We start from the raw sequence: 18,513 nt of genomic DNA on the forward strand, positions 1-18,513 counted from the left end.
CTGACATGCGCGGTGCGCGCGGCTCACGTGGGTCCGCGGGTCACACGGCTCACACGGCTCACGCGGCCAGGGCGTGACCCGGGTGCAGGACCACCTTGGTGTAGCCCTCGATCCGCTTGTCGAACTTCTCGTAGGCCTGCGGGGCCTGGTCCAGCGGCAGCTCGTGGGAGACCACGAAGCTGGGCTTGGCCCGCCGCGCGATGATCATGTCGCGCAGCTGGCGGTTGTACCGCTTGACGTTGCACTGGCCGGTGCCCATCTGCTGGCCCTTTTCGAACATCTTGCCGATGGAGACCAGCAGTTGGCCGTGCTTGGCGTGATCGTCGGGCCCGCCCGGGTCGGACGGCACGTACAGCCCGGGGACGCCCAGCATGCCGGTGGGGCGCACCGTCATGACCAGCTCGTTGAGCACGATGGCGGGTTCCTCGTGGCTGGCGTCGTGCGCCTGGGCCTGGTAGCCGACGGCGTCCACGCCCTTGTCGGTCCCTTCTCCGTTCGTCTGTTCCTTGATCTGCTCGGCCGGGTCGCCCTGCGTGAAGTCGATGGGGATGGCCCCGATCTCCTCGGCCTTGGCGAGCCGCTCGGGCACCCGGTCGACCGAGAAGACCTTCGCCGCACCGCGCAGCAGCGCGGAGTAGGCGGCCATCAGCCCCACGGGCCCGGCACCGAAGACGGCCACGCTCTCGCCGGGGGAGACCTGGGCGAGTTCGCAGCCGTGGTAGCCGGTCGGGAAGATGTCGGCGAGCAGCACGAAGTCGGTCTCGAACTCCTCGCCCGGCGGCAGCTTCAGACAGTTGAAGTCGGCGAACGGCACCCGCAGCAGCTCTGCCTGACCGCCCTTGTACGGGCCCATGGCGACGTAGCCGTAGGCTCCGCCGGCGAAGCCCGGATTGACCGTGAGGCAGAAGCCGGTCTTCCCGGCGAGGCAGTTCTTGCAGAACCCGCAGGCCACGTTGAACGGCATGACCACGCGGTCCCCCTGGGACAGGGAGGCCACCCCGGGGCCGACCTCCTCGATGATGCCGAGGTTCTCGTGCCCGAAGACGATGCCGGACTCGGCCGCCGTGCGGCCCTCGTACATATGCAGGTCGGATCCGCAGATGGCGGACGACGTGACGCGTACCAGCACATCGTTGGGGTGCTGGATCTGCGGATCGTCGACGTCCCGCACCGTCACACTGAAAGGCTTCTCGTAGACGACGGCTTTCACCTCTGTCACCTCCGCGTCGAGCGCTGGACGATGGCGGCGAGGAGCGCCGATGGCCCGCGGGAGCACAGGGAGGCGTGGGCCTCGGCCCGTGCCGTGACCCCCTGCGCGCTTCACCGCCGGTACTTCCAGGTAACGCCCGTCGGGCAGGGGCCGCAACTGTCGGTTTTCCGGTGAGACGTCCCCAGTAGGCTGTGTGCATGCCAGATCAGATAGCCGGCCTTCCGGAGCTGCGCGGGGACTGCGCGCGCTGCTTCGGGCTCTGCTGTGTCGCCCTGCCCTTCGCCCGCTCCGCCGACTTCGCGCTCGACAAGCCGGCCGGCAAGCCGTGCCCCAACCTCCGGGGCGACCACCGCTGCGGTGTCCACGCCGAGCTGCGCACGAAGGGCTTCACCGGCTGCACGGTCTACGACTGCTTCGGTGCCGGGCAGAAGGTCTCGCAGGTCACCTTCGGCGGGCAGGACTGGCGGACGGGGCCGCAGGACCGGGCGCGACGGATGTTCGACGTCTTCCCGGTCGTACGGCAGCTGCACGAGCTGCTGTGGTACCTGACGGAGGCGCTGGGACTGCCGGCCGCCCGTCCGGTCCACCCCGACCTGCGGCGGGCGCTGGAGGAGACCGAACGGCTCACCCGGCAGACCCCCGAGGAGCTGGCCGCGCTGGACGTGGCCGCACACCGGCAGGAGGTCAACGTGCTCCTGCTGCGCGTCAGCGAGCTGGCCCGCGCCGCCGCCGTTGCCGGCACCGGCGGCAAGGGCAAGGGGAGGGGCAAGGGCAAGGACCACCGGGGCGCGGACCTCGTCGGGGCCCGGCTGAAGGGTGCCGACCTGCGCGGGGCGAGCCTGCGCGGCGCCTGTCTGATCGCCGCCGACCTCACCGGTGCCGATCTGCGGGGCGCGGACATGATCGGCGCCGACCTGCGTGACGCCGACCTGACCGATGCGGACCTGACCGGGGCGTTCTTCCTCACCCAGCCGCAGGTGAACGCCGCGCGGGGCAGCGCGGGTACGAAGCTGCCCGGGTCAGTCGGCCGGCCGGTGCACTGGGCAGCGGCCGGCTGACGCCGAGCGCCCGGCGGTCGTCGCCGCGGTGGGCGTGCGCCGTGCGGTGCCGTCGTTCGCCTGCCGGTCCGTCGTGGCCGGTCGCGCCCTCGCGGCGGCAGCCGCGGATCCGGTGCTGCCCCGTGCCCCCTCGGGGTGCTCCGCGCCGGCCCCGTTCAGCGGTGCCGCCCTCCGCTCCAGCCCCAGCCGCAGCCCCTGCGGCATCACCGTCAGCCGTTCCGTCACGCTCAGCCGGTAGCCGGGGTCGGCGTGCAGGTCGTAGCGGCGGAGCAGCAGGCCGAGGACCAGGGTGGCCTCGTGCAGGGCGAACTGGCGGCCGATGCAGGCCCGGGCGCCGGTGCCGAAGGGCTTGAAGGTGTGCGGCGGGCGGGCCCGTACGGCCGCCGCCTCGAACCGGTCCGGGTCGAACCGCTCGGTGTCCTCGCCCCAGGCCTCCGGGTCCCGGTGCAGCATCGGCGTCAGCACCAGCGCCCAGGCGCCCCGGCGCATCGGGTGCTCCCCGGCGAGCACGGTGTCGTGCCGTGCCTCCCGGGCGAACGCCGGCGCGGTCGGCCACAGCCGCAGCGACTCGTCGAGCACCCGGCGCAGGTAGCGCAGCTTGGCGACCTGGTCGTAGCCGGGCTGCGCGGCGTCGCCCCAGACGCGGTCCACCTCGGCGCGGGCCCGGGCGGCGATCTCGGGGTGCCGGGCCAGGTAGTACAGGGCGAAGGAGAGCGCGCCCGAAGTGGTCTCGTGGCCGGCCACCAGGAAGGTGATCACCTGCTTGCGGACGTTGTGGGCCGACAGCTTCTCGCCGGTCTCCGGGTGGGCCGTCTGCAGCATCCGGTCCAGCATGTCGCCGTCACCGCCGCCGGACCGGCGCCGGGCCGCGACCAGGTCGTCGACCGTGCGGTCGAGGTGGGCCATGTCGGCCGCGTTGCGCCGGGCGGCGGCGCGCAGCAGCAGCGGGGCCAGCGCGCCGGGCACGCTGTTCAGGCGCTGGGCGTAGCTGAGCGTGCCGACCATGGCGGTGACGAAGGGGTGCGGCCGGTCGCGTTCGAAGGAGCCGAAGTCGTGGCCGAACCCGGTGCGCGCGATCGTCTCCAGGGTCAGCTTCGTCATGTCGCCGGGCACGTCGACCGTGCGCCCGGCCGCCGCCTCCCGGTCCCAGTGGTCGGTCAGCCGGCCGGCGACCGCCAGCATCATGCCGTGGTAGCCCTCCATGGCCTCGCGGCTGAAGCCGGGTGCCAGGACGTCGTGCGCCAGCTGCCAGTTCGGCTCGTGGTTGTAGGCGGTGAACAGCCCGTCCCCGGCCACGGGCCGCAGATTGGCCACGCCGAGCCCGACGTGCTTGGCGAACCGGGACTCGTCGGCGAGGTCGGCGACCAGCCGCGATCCCCAGACGAACACGAACTCCTTGCCGAACGCCCGCCGCCGGAAGACCGGCCCCAGGTCGCGTGCGAAGCGCATGGAGTCCTGCAGCGGCGTGCGCCGGTCGGCGCCGATCACATCGCCGAGCAACGGGAGCCGGTGCGGCGGATGCGGGATGCGGTGGAGCTCCGGCCAGCCCCGCTCGGCGCTGCGGAAACCCTTCGGCAGGCCCGTCCCCGTGGTCTCCGTCGTCTGAGCCATGACGCCGATCTCCCTTGATCCAGCGAGCAGTTCATCCCGTGACGTGCGTGTTGTACGTGAGTTCAATAACGTGTTTCAGTGTGGGCCGCTTGTTGAACTCGCGTCAAGTAAAGTGACGCCATGCCCGCGAACCAGGGGGAGCGCGCCCGGCGCAGACTCAGTACCGGGGAGCGCCGTGAGCAGCTGCTGTCGGTCGGGGCCAGGCTGTTCTCGGAGAGCCCGTACGACGACGTGTGGATCGAGCAGGTCGCCGAGATCGCCGGGGTCTCCCGGGGGTTGCTCTACCACTACTTCCCGAACAAGCGGGACTTCTTCGCCGCGGTCGTGGAGCGCGAGAGCGAGCGGATGCTGCGCATGACGGCGGCCGTGCCCGGGACGCCGGTGCGCGAGCAGCTCACCGCCGGCCTCGACGCCTACCTCGGCTACGTCCAGGCACACGCCCACGGCTTCCGTGCCTTCCATCGCGCGGACGCGGCCGGCGACCAGGCCGTGCGCCGGGTCTACCGGCGGGCGCTCGCCGCCCAGGAGCGGCAGATCCTCGCCGCGCTCGCGGCCGATCCCGAGTTCGGGCCGGCCGCCGGACGCGGCCCGCAGGTCCGGCTGGCCGTGCGCGGCTGGCTCGCCTTCACCACCGCCGTCTGCCTGGAGTGGCTGCGGGACGGGGAGCTGAGCCGGGAGCAGGTGCGCGACCTGTGCGCGCGGGCGCTGCTGGGCGTCATCGGATGACTCCCCGCGCCGGGAGGCGTGGTTGGCGTGCGCCCCGATCTTCGATAGGTTAGGCAAGGCTTACCTAAGGAGGTCTCGGGATGGGTGACACGCAGGACTGGACGGCCGCCCCCGGCGCGGCGGAACGGGCCCGGTCGGTGACGGCCACCGCGTGGTCGTGCGCGGTGACCGCGGACGGCGCCCGCGAGGAGTACGTCGGCGCGCACACCGTGACCGACGACGGCGAGGTGGTGCTCGGCGTCCCCGGCGACAGCGCCCTGTGGGCGGCGAGCCTGTGCGCCCCGCGCCAGGAGCCCTCCGCCGTGCTGGAGTTCGCCGACGTGGCCCCCGTCCCGGTGCGCCACCGGATCCGCGCCCGGCTGTGGCTGTCCGGCCGGCTCGTCCCGTCCGGAGACTCCCTGCGCCTGCGCCCCACCCGGGTCGTGCTGCGCCGGCCCTCCGGGGCCGTCGTCGTCGACCCCGACGAGTTCACCGCCGCCCGCCCCGACCCGCTCGCCGGCGCCGAGGCCGGCCTGCTCACCCACCTCGCCGACGCCCACCCGGACGCCGTCGAGCGGCTCACCCGTCTGGTGCGGCCGGAGAGCCTGCACGCCGTGACCCGGGTGGTGCCCCTCGCCGTCGACCGGCACGGACTGACCCTGCGCATCGAGCGCACCCGCGCCCACGGCGACGTACGGCTGACCTTCCACACGCCCGCCGACGACGTCACCCAGCTCACCGAGCGGATGCACGCCCTGCTGAACCAGGCGAGCGCCGCCGTCTGCCCCCGCGCGCTACAGCGGCAGCGCGCAGACGGCGACGGGTGACGCGAAGGGCTCGCCCGCCCGGAGCAGTTCACCCCGGTCCGCGTCGACGTGGAAGACGGTGACCGTCCCGGAGCGCTGGTTCGCCGCGAACAGCAGCCCGCCGTCGGGCGAGAAGGCGATCTGCCGCGGGAAGTCCCCGCCGACCGGCACCGTGCCGAGCAGCCGCAGCCGGGCGCCGCCGCCCTCGACGGCGTACCGCGCCAGGCTGTTGTGACCCCGGTTGGCCAGGAACGCGTACCGGCCGTTCGCCGTCACCAGGAACTGCGCCGGGTAGTTGGTGCCGCCGCTCGACCCGGTGGCCTGCGGCTCGCCGACCGTCAGGCGGCCGGTCCGCGGGTCGTAGGCGCACACGGCGACCGTGTCGTTCACCTCGTTGGCCAGGTACGCGTGGCGGCCGTCCGGGTGGAAGGTCAGATGGCGGGGGCCCGCACCGGGCCGGGTGTGCGCCTGCGCCACCTCCGTCAGTGTGCCCTTCGCCTGGTCGAGGCGGTAGCTGTAGACGGTGTCGGTGCCGAGGTCCACGGCGAGGACGTGCCCGCCGTCCGGGCCGGTGAGGAACTGGTGGGCGTGCGGGCCCTGCTGCCCCGGGCCGGGCGCGGGCGAGGTGTGCGTGACCAGGTCGGCGCGCTCGCCCAGGGCGCCCGAGGCGTCGATCGGGTGCACCGCGACACTCCCGGAGCCGTAGTCGGCGCTCAGCAGCCAGCGGCCGGAGGGATGCACCGACAGGTGGCAGGGGCCCGCGCCGCCGCTGTCCCGGGTGCCTAGCACCCGCCGGTCCGCGAGGCGTACGGCCGTCAGCCCGCCGTCCTGGCGCTCGTCCACCGCGTACAGCGTGCGCCCGTCGGGATGGACGGCGAGATACGACGGGTCGGGCACGCCGGGGAGCGTGCCGGACCCGGTGACGCGACCGGACTCCGGGTCGTACGTGGCCAGCCCGATACCGGAGCCGCCGCCGGCGACCGAGGTGTACGTGCCGATGTACAGCGGGCGGGGCCCGGGCGGCGGGCCGGAGGCCGGCCGCCGCCCGGCGGCCGGTGCGGGGTCCGCCCGCCGGTCCGCCGGCGGGGCCGCCGGGGACGGCATCACCAGCACGGCCGCCGCGCCCGCCACGGCCCCGACGAACCGGCGCCTGCTCCAGCCTTCGCGCACCCCGTGCCTCTCGTGTCCGTGCCGCACCTCAGGGCGTGGGCCGCCCCGGTCGTGACAGCCACCCTGACCCGGCCCGGTCACCGCGGGCAAGCGCGGCACCGGGCGGGGCACGAAACGCGACGGGAATCACCACTCCCCGTCCTCGACCGGCTTGCCCGGCGCGTCCTTCAGCGGGGCGACCTGGCCGGGGGACGGCGCCTGCCACGGGTCCAGGTCGTCCCCGAGCCAGTCGCCCACCGGCTTGACCGCCTGCAGGGTGTCCGCCGGGGCGAGGTCCGCGGCGTCGGCGTCGTAGTAGTCGTACCAGGGCAGGCCCGCCCGCGTGTACGCCGCCCGGTCCACCGGGGACGGCGGCGGCGCCTCGCCGGTGATCCGGCGCCACTCCGGCGGGGTGACCAGGTGCACGAACACCCGCCCCGCGGGCTGCTCCGACCAGTCCGTCAGCGGCCGGTCGTCCCGGTAGACCTCCTGCCGCATCGAGCCGCCGACGCCCAGTCCCATCGCCGCGGCGGGCCGGGGCGCCGCACCGCCGGCCCGCGGCGGACCCGCCGCGCCCGGGGCGGCCGGCATCGCGGGCGGGGGCCCGCCCGGCGCCGACGCCATCATCGGCGCGCCGTACCCGGCCGCCGGCCCGGCCGACAGGGCCCTTCGCCGCGCCTCCTCCCGCTCCCGCTCGCGGCGCCGCCACTCGGTGAGAAGCGGTTCCTTCAGCGGGAACGACTGCAGCTGCACCCCGCCCCACACCTCCTCGCCGGTGACCTGCCCCTCCACCGTCGCGCCCAGGCCCAGCGGCACGGCGACGAACTGGCGGACCGTGCCCGTGCCGGAATTGATGCCGTCCAGCCAGGGCTGCCGGGGTATCACGACGTAGTTCTGCGGGCCCCGGGCGAGACGGCCGCTCCACGGCCGGCCGGACACCGCGCACACCTTGCCGACCCCGACCTGCAGCGCGGCCGGCTCCCTCGAACCCGAGAAGCTCAGCCACATCGCCTCGCGCAGGTACACCGGGAGCATCACGCCACCGCGCGCCCGCCACGCCTGAGGGACGGTGTCCGCGTAGTCCTCGACCCGCCGGACCGGGAACTCGCCCAGCCCCGGCGGCAGCGGATGCGTGCCCGTCTCCGGCAGCCGCAGCGTGCGGATGAACCGCACCGCCACCCCGCCCGGCAGCCGCAGCGTGTTCCCGTCGACCCTCACCCCGGAACCGGCCATCCGGTCGCCCCTCGCTCTCCGCGCCGGCTCGTCCCGGCACCCTTCGCACCGAGCCCGTCCGGCATGCGCCGCACCGGGTCCCGCCCGGCACCGCCCTCACAGAGAACGCTCGCCGAACCCCGCACGGTTCCGCCACAGCTCCTCCTGGACGCCGAGCCGCTCCCGCAGCCGGGTCATCCGCGGCAGCTTCTCCCGCTGCTCCCGCGAAACCCGGTCCAGCTCCTCCAGCAGCCTGCGGGTGCGGTGCTCGGTGTTCATCTCGTCGATGATCCGGGTCGTCTCGGTCAGCACCGCGCCCAGCAGCTGCCAGTTCGCCCAGTCCTTGCCGATCTCCTCGCGCAGCAGCTCGGCCAGCCGGTCCCGGGTGCCGGCCGCGGTGTGCAGCTCGGCCGTCAGCCGCGCCTCCGCGGACTCGGCGTTCTCACTCAGATGCGTGGTCACCAGGACGGCGAAGCTCACGATCGCGTCGGCGATCTCCGACAGCAGCTGCTCCACGGTCTCCCCGGCCGGCGGCGGGAACAGCTCCTCGGAGCCGCGGGCCTTGGCCAGGTCGGTGAACGAGCGGGCCAGCACCCGCAGGACCACCGTGCAGATCTCCAGCGTGTCCAGACCGGTGCGCAGCACCACCCGGTGCAGCAGTCCCTCCTTGACCCGCGGATTCAGCCGCAGGCTGTCCTCCGCCTGCCGCAGCACCGCGTCCACCTGGGCGATGTCCTGGTCCAGCCGGCGTGCCTCGTGCAGCCGCTCGGCCGCCTGCTCCCAGGGGGTCCGGCCGGCGGCCTCCTCGCCCATCCGCAGCATCAGCTGCCGCACCCGGCGGGCCATGTCCTCGATCGACCGGCCCGCCTCGTCCACCCAGACCGGCGGCGGCAGCAGCAGGTTGCAGGCCGTCCCGACGACCGCGCCGATCAGCGTCTCCACGATCCGCGCCCACGCGGTGAAACCGATGGTGGTCACCCCGAGCACCAGCATGGCGCTGATCGCCACCTCGGCCACGTACTCGTCGACCCGCACCAGATGGCCGACGGCCAGCGACGCCACGATCAGCAGCGCCAGGCTCCACCAGGTCAGCCCCACCAGCACGCTGAAGGCGATGGCGACCAGGACACCCGCCACCACCGAGTTCACCCGGCGGATGCCGTTGGTGAGGGTGGCGTAGAAGGTCACCTGGACGACCAGCAGGGCGGTCAGCGGTGCGGTCAGCGGGGCCGGCTCGGGGCTCAGCCGCAGCGCGATCACATAGGCGACCGTCGCCGCGGCGGCCGACCGCAGCGTCTGGACGACCACCGGCTTCCGGCGACGCTCCAGCAGGCGCAGCAGTCCCGTGGTCCACTTCCGTACGTCGTGCATCCTTTCGCCTGTTCCCGTTCCTCGGGTGCGTCGAACGTGCTGGAAGAGGGAGGACGGGACGTCACGGCCGCGACCGGCCGGGCACGGGCGGCGTCAGGCGTAGAGCTTGTAGACGAAGGAGGACAGGTTGGCCGCCGTCCGGGCGATCTGCTCCTCCAGGGTCAGGCTCTCCTCGAACCGCCCGCCCGACTCGGGCACCTTCCGGCCCCGTACGTACAGCGAACACGCCAGGTCCGTGCACATGTACAGGCCCACCGAGTTGCCCTCACGGCCCGCGGCCCCCGCCTTCCTCGCCGTCATGAGCGACACACCGCCGCCGGGATGCGTGGTCAGGCAGAGCGAGCACATGCTCCGGTGCAGGAATCCGCGCTGCGCGGCCGGGAAGCGCAGGGTGATGCCGACGAGCCGGCCGTCCCGCTCGGTTACCAGGTAACTGCGGTCGGGGGCGCCGGGATCGCGCCAGCCGAGGAAGTCCAGATCGTCCCAGGGGCGCTCGTCGAGGTCGCGCGGGACCGCCAGGCGCTTGGCCTCCCCCTTGGAGCAGTTCACGAAGGAGTTGCGGATGTCCTGCTCGGTGAGCGATCTCATGAGGGGGGTCCTTCCGGATCCGTCGCCATAACCTAGGGGGTCTAGGTTCATGGCTAGCCTAAGTAGCCGAGGGAGGGTGGGCCAATGGATTTCCCAGGCACTGACCCGGGACGGCGCGTACCACTCGCAGTACGTCACCGGCACGAGCGACGGCGGCCCCACCGCCCACCCCGGAGGCGACCGGACGCGCCGGCAGAGCCGCGTCTTCGGCGGCGCGTACGACGACGCGGACCCGGGGGAGCGGCCGGTGTACGGCGCGCCGGACTTCCGGCGCCGGGTGGCCGGCGCGGCCCCGTTCGTCCTCGGCCGGTTCCCCTGCGCGGGGCCGGTCCCGCTCGGTTCCGGGCCGGACATGCGGGCACGCTCGGCTACTGCGGCTACTGCGGCTCCGGCGGCCTCGGTTGTGGGGGCCATGTGCCGGGGGTGAGGATGCCCAGGGCGTAGGCGCGGGCCACCAGTTCCGTGCGGTTGGACGCGTTCCAGCGGGTCGACAGGCGGCGCAGGTGATAGTTCACGCCGTCCACCGTCAGCCCCAGGTCCCGGGCGGCCCGCGCCGTCGTGGCACCCCCGGCCAGCAGCGCCAGCACCCGCGCCTCCGCGGGCGTGACCGGCACCGGCACGGCCTCCTGCGGGGCGGCGCACTCGCCCCGCACCCGGAGCATCACCAGCAGTGCCGGTGTCTCCTCCACGCTGTCGCTCACCGGGTCCGCCGTCAGCTCCCCGTACCGCCCGATCCCGCCGGGCGCCTCCCAGCGCACCGACACCTGGTACCGCGAGCGGCGCCGCAGCCGCAGCGCCTCGGCGATCCGCTCCACCTGGCCGGCCTCCTGCGGCCGGAACAGCTCCAGCACGTCCCGTTCCCGCAGCCGCCCCGGCGTCGTACCGACCTCCGCGGCCATCGCGGGATTCGCCAGCACCACCTGCCCGTACACGTCGCACACCGCGACCGGCACCGAGACCCGGTCGAAGAGGGTCATGGCGCGGTTGCGCCAGACCACGGCGTCGCCCCGGCCCATGTCCACGCCCCACCTCCGTCAGGTCCGACCCGATCCGCGCGCCCCTTCATCCAAGACGAAGACCCAGGTCAGCGACAACTCGGCGGCGGTGCGCAAGTCCTCCGGCCGACTTTTGACTGCAGGATCGTGTAGTGCGCGCGGCCGGTGTCCCCCGGGGAGCGGACCACCCTGGGACAAGTACTCGGTTACCGCGAGTACCCCGTTACCGCGAAAGGCAGTTGTCGCGCCATGTCCCCCACCGCACTGCACCCCGGCCCGGCCGGAACCCTGCCCGGCGTCCCCGTCGTCGACATCACCGCCACCGGTCCCGGCCGTACCCCCATCCAGCAGGTCATGGAGCTGATGCGGGCTCACGGCCCGGTGCTCGTACGCCGGTTCCACGGACGGGACGTCCTGTTCGTCGCCGACGCGGACCTGGTCGCCGACCTGGCCGACGAGGAGCGGTTCGCCAAGCACGTCGGACCCGCGCTGGAGAACGTCCGCGCCTTCACCGCCGACGGACTGTTCACGGCGTACAACGACGAGCCCAACTGGGCCAAGGCGCACGACATCCTGATGCCCGCCTTCGCGCTCGGCTCGATGCGCACCTACCACCCGGTGATGCTCCAGGTGGCCCGCCGCCTCATCGGCTCCTGGGACCGCGCGGCCCGCGACGGGCGGCCGGTCGAGGTCCCGGACGACATGACGCGGATGACCCTCGACACCATCGGGCTCGCCGGGTTCGGCTACGACTTCGGCTCGTTCGAGCGGGCCGAGCCGCACCCCTTCGTGGAGTCGATGGTCCGCTGCCTGGAGTGGAGCATGACCCGGCTGGCCCGCACCCCGGGCCAGGACCACACGGCGGCCGACGCGGCCTTCCGGACGGACGCCGACCATCTCGCGGGTGTCGTCGACGACGTGATCGCCGCCCGCACCGGCACCGACCAGAGCGGCGCCACGGACCTGCTCGGGCTGATGCTCAGCGCGCCCCACCCGGCCGACGGCACCACCCTGGACGCGGCCAACATCCGCAACCAGGTCATCACCTTCCTGATCGCCGGCCACGAGACCACCTCCGGCGCGATGTCGTTCGCCCTGTACTACCTCGCCAAGCACCCGTCCGTGCTGCGGCTGGTGCAGCGCGAGGCCGACGCGCTGTGGGGCGACGCGGCCGACCCGGAACCGTCGTACGACGACATCGGCCGGCTCACCTACACCCGCCAGGTCCTCAACGAGGCGCTGCGGCTGTGGCCGACGGCCGCCGCGTTCAGCCGGCACGCCCGCGAGGACACGCTGCTCGGCGGCCGGATCCCGATGCGCGCCGGACAGGCCGTCACCGTGCTCGCGCCGATGCTGCACCGCCGGCCGGTGTGGGGCGACAACCCGGAGCTGTTCGACCCCGAGCGGTTCACCGCCGAGGCCGAGGCGGCCCGCCCGGTGCACGCCTTCAAGCCGTTCGGCACCGGTGAACGCGCCTGCATCGGAAGGCAGTTCGCCCTGCACGAGGCGACCATGCTGCTCGCCATGCTGGTGCACCGCTACCGGCTGCACGACCACGCCGGCTACCGGCTCGACATCAAGGAGACCCTCACCCTCAAGCCCGAGGGCTTCACCCTCACCCTCACCCCGCGCACCGCCGCCGACCGCGTCCACACCCCGCTGCCCGGCGCCGCCCCCGCACGGGCCGGCCGGAGCTCCGCACCGGACACCCTCCCGGCCCGGGTCCTGCCCGGCACCGGCGCGCTCCTCCTGCACGGCAGCAACTACGGCACCTGCCGGGCCTTCGCCGCCCAGCTCGCCGACGAGGCCGCCGCCGCCGGCTGCGCCACCGAGGTCGCCGCCCTGGACGCCTACGCGGACGGACTGCCCACCGACCGGCCCGTCGTCATCTGCGCCGCCTCCTACAACGGCCGCCCCACCGACGACGCCCGCGCCTTCACGGCCTGGCTGGACGGCACCCCCGACCTGACCGGCGTGACGTACGCCGTCCTCGGCGTCGGCGACCGCAACTGGGCCGCCACCTACCAGCAGGTCCCCACCCGCATCGACGCCCGCCTCGCCGAACTCGGCGCGACCCGGCTCACCGCCCGCGCCGCCGCCGACGCCTCCGGCGACCTGAGCGGCACCGTGCGGGACTTCACGGACCGGCTGCGCACGGCACTGCTGACGGAGTACGGCGACCCCGGCGCCGCACAGGGCGCCCCGGCCGACGAACCCGCCCACGGCTACGAGGTCCGCACCCTGAGCGGCGGTCCGCTGGACGCCCTCGCCGAACGGCACGAGCTGGTCCCGATGACGGTCACCGAGGCCCGCGACCTCACCGCGCCCGGCCACCCGCGCACCAAGCGGTTCCTGCGCGTCGCCCTGCCCGAGGGCGTCACCTACCGCACCGCCGACCACCTGACCGTGCTGCCCGCCAACGCTCCCGACGCGGTGGACCGTGCCGTCGCCGCGTTCGGTCTCGACCCCGACGCCGTCCTGGACATCCGGGCCACCCGCCCGCGCCGCGAGGGCCTCGCTGTCGACCGGCCGCTCACGGTGCGGGAACTGCTCACCCACCACGTCGAGGTGCAGGAGCGGCCCACCGCCCGGCAGCGCGCCCTGCTCGCCGAGGCCGACCCGTGCCCGCCCGAGCGCGCCGCCCTCGCCGCCCTGACCGACGACGACCCGCGCACCCTGCTGGAGCTGGCCGAGGACCACCCCGCCCTGCGCGGCGCCCTGGACTGGCCGCACCTGCTCGACCTGCTGACCCCGCTCAAGCCCCGGCACTACTCGGTCTCCTCGTCCCCGGCGGCGAGCCCGCGCCACGTGGACCTCATGGTCTCCGTCCTCGACGCGCCCGCCCGCTCCGGCAGGGGCCGCTACCGGGGCACGGGCTCCGGCCACCTCGCCGCCCTGCGGCCCGGCGACACCGTGTACGCCCGCGTGCAGCCCTGCCGCGACGCCTTCCGGGTCGACGGCTCGGCACCGGTGGTGATGGTCGCCGCGGGCACCGGCCTCGCCCCGTTCCGCGGCACCGTCGCCGACCGGGTCGAGGCCCTGCGCGCCGGCGCCGAACTCCCGCCCGCCCTGTTCTACTTCGGGTGCGACGCGCCCGGCGCCGACTTCCTGCACGCCGCCGAGCTGAGCGCCGCCGAGGAGGCCGGCGCGGTCGCGCTGCGCCCGGCCTTCAGCGAGGCCCCCGAGAACGGCGCCCACTTCGTCCAGCACCGCATCGCCGCCGAGGCCGACGAGGTGTGGGAGCTGCTGGACGCCGGCGCCCGGGTGTACGTCTGCGGCGACGGCGCCCGCATGGCGCCCGGCGTCCGCGAGGCGTTCCGTACCCTGTACCGGGGACGCACCGCGAGTGACGAGGCGACCGCGGCGCGCTGGCTCGACTCGCTGGTGGCGGACGGCCGTTACGTCGAGGACGTGTACGCGGCGGGCTGACACGCGGCGGGCCGACCCGCATGCGAGGAGGGGGCACGATGGGCGCTCGGCGGTGCCGACCGGACACCGCCGAGTGCCTCACCTCTTAGCTCACAGCGTGAACTAAGGGTTGGAAAAATGTCGCCTTCCCGCTGCCCGAAGGGGTATGTTGCAGGTCGGGCAGGGTTCGTGAAGGGAGCCACATGGCGGCGCGCAACGGGCGTACGGTCCGTGATCTGAGGCGGGGCAACCGCACGGCGGTGCTGCAGCGGCTGTACTTCGACGGCCCGCTCAGCCGCTTCGAGCTGGGTCCCGCGACCGGGCTGAGCTCCGGCTCGGTCAGCAACGTGGTCGCGGACCTGGTCGCCGACGGCCTGGTCGAGGAGGCCGGCAGCGTCGACTCCGACGGCGGCCGGCCCCGCACCCTGCTGCGCGTCGCACCGCACAGCGGCCAGATGATCGGCGTCGACGTCGGCGAGACCCGCGTCCGCGTCGAGCTGTTCGACCTGGCCCTCACCGAACTCGCCCGCACCGAGCGCCCGTTGGCCGCGCAGGGCTACGACGTCGACGTCATCGCCGGTCACATCCGCGACGGCGTCGCCGAGGTCCTCTCCGCCGAGGGCGCCGCACCCGAGCGGCTGCTCGGCGTCGGAGTCGGCGTCCCGGGCATCGTCGAGCACACGCCCGACCGGGGCGCCGTCGTGCACGGGCAGACCATCGGCTGGGACGCGGTCCCGTTGGAGCGGCTGCTCCGCTCCACCTCACCCCTGCCCGAGTCGGTCCGCTACTTCATCGACAACGGCGCCAAGACGCTGGGGCAGGCCGAGATGTGGTTCGGCGCGGGGCGCGGCGCGCGCAACGCCGTGGTCGTGCTGTTCGGCTCCGGCGTCGGGGCCTGCCTGGTCACCCCCGAGGTGGAGCACGGCCGGGCCGTGGAGTGGGGGCACCTGACGGTGCGGGTCCGCGGGCGCCGCTGCCGCTGTGGGGCGCCCGGCTGCCTGGAGGCCTACGCCGGTGCCGAGTCGCTGCTCGCCCGCTGGCGGGAGGAGGGTGGCCGGCCGCCCTCGAACGCCGACGAGGAGACCGCGCTCACCGCCATGCTCGCCGCCGCCTACCCGCCCGAAGGCACCGCGCCCGACCCGGTCGCGCTCGCCGTGCTGGAGGAGACCGCCGAGTACCTGGGCGCCGGGCTGTCCGACCTGATCAACCTCTTCCAGCCCGAGCGGATCCTCATCGGCGGCTGGGCCGGGCTCCAGCTCGGCACCCGGTTCCTGCCCGCCGTGCGCCGCCACGCGGCGACGTACGCGCTGCGCCACCCGGCCGACCGGGTGACCATCGACCTGGGCCGGCTCGGACCCGACGCGGTCACCGTCGGCGCCGCGATCCTGCCGCTGGCCGACTTCTTCGCGAGCGGTGGACGGCGCCCCGAACCGGCCGCCGAGGACCGGCTGCCCGCCTGGCGGGCCGCACTCCAGGAGCGCAGCCCACGCTGAGCGGCCGCCCGCTCGGGCCGGCGTCTCGGGCCGTCTGCTCGAACGGACGGCTTAGGCCGCCCGCTCAGGCCGTCTGTTCGGGCTGGCGCCTTAGGCCGCCTGCTCAGGCCGTCTGTTCGGGCTGGCGTCTTAGGCCGCCTGCTCAGGCCGTCTCCTCAGGCCGACGACTGCGGCTGACCACTCGGGCCCGCCCGCGCAGGCCGTCTGTTTGGGTCGGCGTCTCGGGTCGTCTGTTCGGGCTGACGTCTTAGGCCGCCCGCTCAGGCCGCCCGCTCAGGCCGCCTGCTCAGGCCGCCTGCTCAGGCCGCCTGCTCAGGCCGGCGACTCAGGCTGACGACTCGGGCCCGCCCGCTCAGGCCGCCTGCTCACGCCGACGACTTGGCCCGGCGGCTCAGGCCGCTCGCTCAGGCCGACGGCTCGTCCGGTGCCGGATGCTCGGGGTGGGCCGTCCCCGAGCGGGGCGCGCCGCGAGGGCCGGCACCGGCCTCGTCGGGATCGGGCGCGTCCGCGTCGGCCCCGGTCTCGTCGCCCGCCTGCTGCGGCGCGACGTCCCACCGGTCCTCCGCGGCCCCCGCCTGCTGATCGGGCGGGTCCCGCGGGACCGGGCCGGGATCGGGCTGCCTCTTGGCGGTCATGGCGCTTTCTCCTCTCCTTCCTCCGGTCCTCCGGGCGAAGGCCCGGGCGGGCCGGCTCAGCCGACCTTCCGGCCGCGCATCGGTTCGGTGTCCATCCCGCCGCCCTTCTGCAGGCCGTTCAGGAACTCCTGCAGCACCTCGGTCGCCGTGTACCGGGGCTGCCAGCCCAGCTCGGTGCGGGCCCGGCCGCAGTCCATCAGCGGCAGGCGCAGCACCGCGTCGAACAGGTGCGGGGAGGCGGGCAGCAGGTGCAGTCCCCAGGCCGCGGCGATCGCCGACCGCGCCGCCGTACGCGGCAGCCGCACCGGACGGCTGCCGAGCAGCTCGGCGAGGACCCCGGCGTCCAGCGGCGGATCGGCGGCCAGGTTGAAGGGGCCCCGGGCGGAGTCCGAGTGCACCGCCAGCCGGTAGGCCTCGGCGGCGTCGTCCGTGTGCAGCGCCTGCACCCTGAGGCCGGGGACGTCCGGCAGGAACGGCAGCAGGTCGGGGCGGGCCAGGGGTCCGGGCAGGAACTTCCCGCCGAAGATCCGGCGTTGCTCGCTCGCCGACTCCCACTTGAACAGGAACGCCGGGCGCATCCGGACCACGCGCACCTCGGGGTGGTCGCGCTCGAAGACGTCGAGCGTGCGCTCCAGGTAGGCCTTCTCCCGGCAGTAGGCGGCGTCCGGCCAGCCGTGCGTCGGCCACGACTCGTCCACCGGGCGGTCCTTCGGGCCCGGCGAGTACGTGCCCACGGAGGAGGCGTGCACCAGCACCGGCACCCGGGCCGCGGCCACCGCCTCGAACACCCTTATGCCGCCGAGCACGTTGGTCCGCCAGGTGGTCGCCGGATCGTGCGTCGGCTGGAACGCCCAGGCCAGGTGGACGACGGCGTCGGCACCCTCGAACCGCTCGGCCAGGTTCGCCTGTTCGGAGGAGATGTCGGCCGCGGACCACTCGGTCTTCGGCGGCGACCACGCCGGCGTCCGCCGGGCCAGTCCCCGCACCGACTTGATCCCGGGGTCCTCCGAGAGCAGGCGCACCACGCTCGTCCCGACATTGCCGGTGGCGCCCGTCACGACCACCCTGCTGCCCGCTGCAGTGCTCACCTTCGGCTCCTCTCGGCGTCAGGCTCCGGCGGACGGCCGGGTACCCGGGCGTGCCCCGCACACACCCGGCCGGGACCCGCCCCACACCATCGGCCCAACGCCCGCAGGGCCTCCGCGCCCGACGGCCATGACGTGGCAGGTAATCGACCCGCGCCCCGGCCCCGGGGAGTATCGGTGACGTCAGCGCGACGGAGCACGTCGCACCCGGTCAGGACAGCCGAGGAGGCCCCCATGCCGTACTACGAGAGCCCGGTCGACGGCACCCGTCTGCACTACGTCGACCACGGTCCCGCGACCGGCCCCGTCGCCGTCTTCGTCGCGAGCGCCTACCTCGGCCACGAGATGTGGGAGTACCAGACGCTGCCGCTCGCGGAGGCCGGATTCCGGTGCGTGGCCCTGGACCGGCGCGGCCACGGACGCTCGGAGGACACCTGGTCCGGCTACGACCTCGACACCCTCGCCGACGACCTGAACGGCCTGTTCGACCACCTCGACCTGCGCGGGATCACCCTGATCGGGCACTCCGTCGGCACCGCCGAGGTGATCCGCTGCCTCACCCGGCACGGCAGCGCGCGCGTGGACCGGGTCGCCCTGGTCGCCGGGGTCAGCCCCGGTCTCGTGCGTTCGCCGAATCTGCCGGAGGGCATCGACCCCGCGCTCGTACGCGCCGACGAGGAGGTCTTCCGCCGCGACCGGGCCGCCTGGTTCACCCACTTCGCCGACGACTTCTTCGCCGTCCGGCAGCCCGGCAACGACGTCTCCACGGCCTACGTCCGGCACCTGATCGACCGCTGCATGGTCGCCACACCGCGCGCCGCGACCGGCGTCCGGGCCGTCGTGGCCGCCCTCGACATCGCCGACGAGCTGCCCGCGCTGGACCTGCCGGTGCTCGTCGTGCACGGCACCCACGACACGTCCGCCCCCCTCGCCCTCACCGGGGAGCGCCTCGCCCGGCTCGCGCCGCGGGCCACGCTGAAGGTGTACGAGAACGGCGGACACGGCCTGTTCGCCACGCACGCGGAACTGCTCACGGCGGACCTCAGGGAGTTCCTCGACACCGGCCGGGCCCCGGCGGGCGAGCCCGTCGGCGCCGCGACGGACGCCCGCTGAACAGCCGCGGCGGACACCCGCTGATCAGCCGCCGCGGACGCCCGCCGAACACATGAGAGCCCCGGCCGTGACGG

The 18,513-nt window shown here is 74.4% G+C and carries 15 protein-coding genes and 1 pseudogene; 7 read left to right on the forward strand and 9 right to left on the reverse strand.

Annotated elements, in window-relative coordinates:
* Window positions 1–58: 58 nt before the first annotated feature.
* Entirely contained in the window at window positions 59–1,210 is a 1,152-nt protein-coding gene (locus AB0N17_RS13950) for a glutathione-independent formaldehyde dehydrogenase (protein WP_366011511.1), read from the reverse strand.
* A gap of 197 nt (window positions 1,211–1,407) precedes the next feature.
* Between AB0N17_RS13950 and AB0N17_RS13955 the strand changes: the two genes are divergently transcribed.
* On the forward strand, window positions 1,408–2,268 hold the full coding sequence (locus AB0N17_RS13955) for a pentapeptide repeat-containing protein (protein WP_366011512.1): 861 nt from the start codon (window positions 1,408–1,410) through the stop codon (window positions 2,266–2,268).
* On the opposite strand, the gene AB0N17_RS13960 is transcribed toward AB0N17_RS13955, so the two are convergent.
* Window positions 2,230–3,879 (reverse strand): cytochrome P450, encoded by a 1,650-nt coding sequence (locus AB0N17_RS13960; RefSeq protein ID WP_366011513.1) that lies wholly within the window; start codon window positions 3,877–3,879, stop codon window positions 2,230–2,232. The two genes, AB0N17_RS13955 and AB0N17_RS13960, sit on opposite strands and share 39 nt — an antisense overlap.
* Before the next feature lie 120 nt (window positions 3,880–3,999).
* Here AB0N17_RS13960 and AB0N17_RS13965 point away from each other — a divergent pair, with 120 nt between their 5' ends.
* Window positions 4,000–4,605: a TetR/AcrR family transcriptional regulator gene (locus tag AB0N17_RS13965; protein WP_366011514.1), complete on the forward strand. Its 606-nt coding sequence runs from the start codon at window positions 4,000–4,002 to the stop codon at window positions 4,603–4,605.
* 80 nt (window positions 4,606–4,685) lie between these two features.
* Window positions 4,686–5,411, forward strand: coding sequence for a DUF2470 domain-containing protein (locus tag AB0N17_RS13970; protein ID WP_366011516.1), 726 nt, complete (start codon window positions 4,686–4,688; stop codon window positions 5,409–5,411).
* Here AB0N17_RS13970 and AB0N17_RS13975 read toward each other — a convergent pair.
* The 4 genes from AB0N17_RS13975 to AB0N17_RS13990 form a co-directional block, all read right to left on the reverse strand.
* The gene (locus tag AB0N17_RS13975; RefSeq protein ID WP_366011642.1) at window positions 5,379–6,494 is read right to left on the reverse strand and encodes a lactonase family protein; all 1,116 of its coding nucleotides are present in this window, start codon (window positions 6,492–6,494) and stop codon (window positions 5,379–5,381) included. The genes AB0N17_RS13970 and AB0N17_RS13975 overlap by 33 nt on opposite strands.
* Window positions 6,495–6,686: 192 nt before the next feature.
* A complete protein-coding gene (locus tag AB0N17_RS13980) occupies window positions 6,687–7,772 on the reverse strand; it encodes a hypothetical protein (protein ID WP_366011518.1) in 1,086 nt (361 codons plus the stop codon).
* Between the two features lie 96 nt (window positions 7,773–7,868).
* The gene (locus tag AB0N17_RS13985; RefSeq protein ID WP_366011519.1) at window positions 7,869–9,122 is read right to left on the reverse strand and encodes an aromatic acid exporter family protein; all 1,254 of its coding nucleotides are present in this window, start codon (window positions 9,120–9,122) and stop codon (window positions 7,869–7,871) included.
* Between the two features lie 93 nt (window positions 9,123–9,215).
* A complete protein-coding gene (locus AB0N17_RS13990) occupies window positions 9,216–9,710 on the reverse strand; it encodes an FBP domain-containing protein (protein ID WP_366011520.1) in 495 nt (164 codons plus the stop codon).
* Window positions 9,711–9,759: 49 nt separating this feature from the next.
* On the opposite strand from AB0N17_RS13990, the pseudogene AB0N17_RS13995 reads away from it, so the two are divergent.
* Window positions 9,760–10,005 (forward strand): annotated as a pseudogene (locus AB0N17_RS13995) (DUF3626 domain-containing protein); the annotation flags it as partial.
* A gap of 82 nt (window positions 10,006–10,087) precedes the next feature.
* Here AB0N17_RS13995 and AB0N17_RS14000 read toward each other — a convergent pair.
* A complete protein-coding gene (locus tag AB0N17_RS14000; RefSeq protein WP_366011522.1) occupies window positions 10,088–10,732 on the reverse strand; it encodes a LuxR C-terminal-related transcriptional regulator in 645 nt (214 codons plus the stop codon).
* Window positions 10,733–10,954: 222 nt separating this feature from the next.
* On the opposite strand from AB0N17_RS14000, the gene AB0N17_RS14005 reads away from it, so the two are divergent.
* The gene (locus tag AB0N17_RS14005) at window positions 10,955–14,134 is read left to right on the forward strand and encodes a cytochrome P450 (protein WP_366011523.1); all 3,180 of its coding nucleotides are present in this window, start codon (window positions 10,955–10,957) and stop codon (window positions 14,132–14,134) included.
* 182 nt (window positions 14,135–14,316) lie between these two features.
* Window positions 14,317–15,606: an ROK family protein gene (locus AB0N17_RS14010; protein WP_366011524.1), complete on the forward strand. Its 1,290-nt coding sequence runs from the start codon at window positions 14,317–14,319 to the stop codon at window positions 15,604–15,606.
* Between the two features lie 404 nt (window positions 15,607–16,010).
* Here AB0N17_RS14010 and AB0N17_RS14015 read toward each other — a convergent pair whose 3' ends face one another.
* Both AB0N17_RS14015 and AB0N17_RS14020 read right to left on the reverse strand, forming a co-directional pair.
* A complete protein-coding gene (locus AB0N17_RS14015) occupies window positions 16,011–16,241 on the reverse strand; it encodes a hypothetical protein (protein ID WP_366011526.1) in 231 nt (76 codons plus the stop codon).
* A 56-nt stretch (window positions 16,242–16,297) separates the two neighbouring features.
* A complete protein-coding gene (locus tag AB0N17_RS14020) occupies window positions 16,298–17,329 on the reverse strand; it encodes an SDR family oxidoreductase (RefSeq protein ID WP_366011527.1) in 1,032 nt (343 codons plus the stop codon).
* A gap of 231 nt (window positions 17,330–17,560) precedes the next feature.
* Between AB0N17_RS14020 and AB0N17_RS14025 the strand changes: the two genes are divergently transcribed.
* Window positions 17,561–18,439: an alpha/beta hydrolase gene (locus tag AB0N17_RS14025; RefSeq protein ID WP_366011528.1), complete on the forward strand. Its 879-nt coding sequence runs from the start codon at window positions 17,561–17,563 to the stop codon at window positions 18,437–18,439.
* Window positions 18,440–18,513 lie beyond the last annotated feature (74 nt).

The sequence above is a fragment of the Streptomyces sp. NPDC051133 genome, assembly GCF_040682635.1.
In the GTDB taxonomy this organism is placed as follows: Bacteria; Actinomycetota; Actinomycetes; order Streptomycetales; family Streptomycetaceae; genus Streptomyces.

What these genes read in the sequence shown, in the direction of transcription:
- AB0N17_RS13960 (WP_366011513.1), bottom strand. Translation starts at nt 3,879, where the DNA reads ATGGCTCAGACGACGGAGACCACGGGGACGGGCCTGCCGAAGGGTTTC.
- AB0N17_RS14010 (WP_366011524.1), top strand. Translation starts at nt 14,317, where the DNA reads ATGGCGGCGCGCAACGGGCGTACGGTCCGTGATCTGAGGCGGGGCAAC.
- AB0N17_RS13980 (WP_366011518.1), bottom strand. Translation starts at nt 7,772, where the DNA reads ATGGCCGGTTCCGGGGTGAGGGTCGACGGGAACACGCTGCGGCTGCCG.
- AB0N17_RS13985 (WP_366011519.1), bottom strand. Translation starts at nt 9,122, where the DNA reads ATGCACGACGTACGGAAGTGGACCACGGGACTGCTGCGCCTGCTGGAG.
- AB0N17_RS13970 (WP_366011516.1), top strand. Translation starts at nt 4,686, where the DNA reads ATGGGTGACACGCAGGACTGGACGGCCGCCCCCGGCGCGGCGGAACGG.
- AB0N17_RS14025 (WP_366011528.1), top strand. Translation starts at nt 17,561, where the DNA reads ATGCCGTACTACGAGAGCCCGGTCGACGGCACCCGTCTGCACTACGTC.
- AB0N17_RS13965 (WP_366011514.1), top strand. Translation starts at nt 4,000, where the DNA reads ATGCCCGCGAACCAGGGGGAGCGCGCCCGGCGCAGACTCAGTACCGGG.
- AB0N17_RS14005 (WP_366011523.1), top strand. Translation starts at nt 10,955, where the DNA reads ATGTCCCCCACCGCACTGCACCCCGGCCCGGCCGGAACCCTGCCCGGC.
- AB0N17_RS13990 (WP_366011520.1), bottom strand. Translation starts at nt 9,710, where the DNA reads ATGAGATCGCTCACCGAGCAGGACATCCGCAACTCCTTCGTGAACTGC.
- AB0N17_RS13975 (WP_366011642.1), bottom strand. Translation starts at nt 6,494, where the DNA reads ATGCCGTCCCCGGCGGCCCCGCCGGCGGACCGGCGGGCGGACCCCGCA.
- AB0N17_RS13955 (WP_366011512.1), top strand. Translation starts at nt 1,408, where the DNA reads ATGCCAGATCAGATAGCCGGCCTTCCGGAGCTGCGCGGGGACTGCGCG.
- AB0N17_RS14015 (WP_366011526.1), bottom strand. Translation starts at nt 16,241, where the DNA reads ATGACCGCCAAGAGGCAGCCCGATCCCGGCCCGGTCCCGCGGGACCCG.